The organism is Pantoea sp. SIMBA_079 (assembly GCF_046940275.1).
Classification (GTDB): domain Bacteria; phylum Pseudomonadota; class Gammaproteobacteria; order Enterobacterales; family Enterobacteriaceae; genus Pantoea; species Pantoea borealis.
This window is the reverse complement of record NZ_JAWRYR010000719.1, coordinates 1-247: the sequence shown is the minus strand read 5'-3', so window position 1 is coordinate 247 and position 247 is coordinate 1. Positions and strand designations below refer to the sequence as shown.

1 protein-coding gene is annotated in these 247 nt (G+C 52.6%); it reads right to left on the bottom strand.

Annotated elements, in window-relative coordinates:
• The coding region (locus SB719_RS21830; RefSeq protein ID WP_412159985.1) for a hypothetical protein at positions 1–210 on the bottom strand (210 nt) is incomplete at its 3' end.
• Between the last annotated feature and the right edge of the window lie 37 nt (positions 211–247).

The window sequence follows — 247 nt, the reverse complement described above, 5'->3', positions numbered from 1 at the left end:
CATCGTCGCAGCACCGATAACATAGCTGACCTGCTGGCGTGCAACGAGAAATGTTGTGCCAGCACCTATAAGCATCGAGACAAAATAAAGGCCGCCGGATTTTGACCGGGGCAAAATGCGCCCGTAGCGGACGAACATGTAGATGGCCAGGGGAATGGCAGGCAAACTGCCGATCGTGTGCACCCAGCCGAGCGGGGAAATTCCAAACATAACCAAAGCTCCTGTAAAGATAACAACCTACTAGTAG